This is a genomic window from Vibrio sp. Y176, assembly GCF_033438945.1.
Map to the genome: position 1 here is coordinate 1 of NZ_JAWOQS010000120.1, position 1,069 is coordinate 1,069.

A 1,069-nucleotide genomic window follows, 5' to 3' on the forward strand; every position below is an offset into this window, starting at 1 on the left:
GTTCTTCCAACTTTCTAAGCAAGAAGAACAAGTTAAACACGCCGCTATTTTGATTTCCGGCTTCTTCGCTGTGTTGATCATTCGCGAACTGGACTACTGGATGGATATGATCCGTCACGGATCGTGGGTATTCCCTGCGTTAACCGTCACTGCTCTGGCTTGCGCAAAAGCTTACCAAGGTGGTAAAGGTACAGTGAACGAAATGGCACGCATTCTACAAGTTCCGCACATGAAGCTCTTGATTGGTGCCGTCGTTCTACTGCTTGTTTTCTCTCGCCTTTACGGCATGGGAAGCTTCTGGCAGCAAGTCATGAATGAAAGCTACATCCGCGATGTTAAGAACATTTCGGAAGAAGGCATGGAGCTGCTTTGCTACTGTCTGATTGCGTTGAGTGCTGTTCGTATGCGACGCGAAATCACTGAATAGACTCGGGATCTAAACGGCGATTGAGCGCAGTTAAAATGGGATGAAACACTTCCAATGCTCGCTCTGCTGTTGCAACCGATTCATCAAAGGCCGTCATTTCGATGGCCTTTTTCATTTCCGCAATTTGCTGCAAAACATCCATTTCTAACGGTAAAGCGCGAAGTTGACTTATTGCTTGTTTAGCCCGCAGCAAAGGCTGTGCTCGAACGCTAGTTAAATCTCGTTGAAATGCCCCACTTTTAACGCCCTCCAGATACACTCGATACGTCGTCAGTTCATCAAGTAACAGAAACGCTTCTGCCTGTGGTCCTTGATGTGGATATGGCACGCTAATGTGCTTCTGAATATCTAGAGAAATGTGTAAATCTAAACCCACGGACGCGCATTGAGATTTGAGCACGCGCAGTAAGCCTTGCTCATCCATTAGCGTTTGAATTTCTAATATGCGCTCAAGATGATAGGCGTTTGATAGCAAAATGACCTCAACCGTCGCTTGAGACGGTAACGGAAATAAACCGCTTTCACACAGAACTTTCGCTGCATTTTGCATGTTTTCAAACGTATTCAAAGAGCGATTTTCAAGCAGAATTTGGCTTGTCGGAAAAGGCTTGGCCAGCGACGTATTCAGGGTCTGAAAATATG

1 protein-coding gene and 1 pseudogene are annotated in these 1,069 nt (G+C 45.9%); one reads left to right on the forward strand and one right to left on the reverse strand.

Annotated elements, in window-relative coordinates; genetic code table 11:
- A pseudogene (locus R7O13_RS24505) lies at nt 1-427 on the forward strand (hypothetical protein); the annotation flags it as partial.
- Here R7O13_RS24505 and R7O13_RS24510 read toward each other — a convergent pair.
- The coding region (locus tag R7O13_RS24510; RefSeq protein ID WP_318304889.1) for an ElyC/SanA/YdcF family protein at nt 417-1,069 on the reverse strand (653 nt) is incomplete at its 5' end. The pseudogene R7O13_RS24505 and the gene R7O13_RS24510 sit on opposite strands and share 11 nt — an antisense overlap.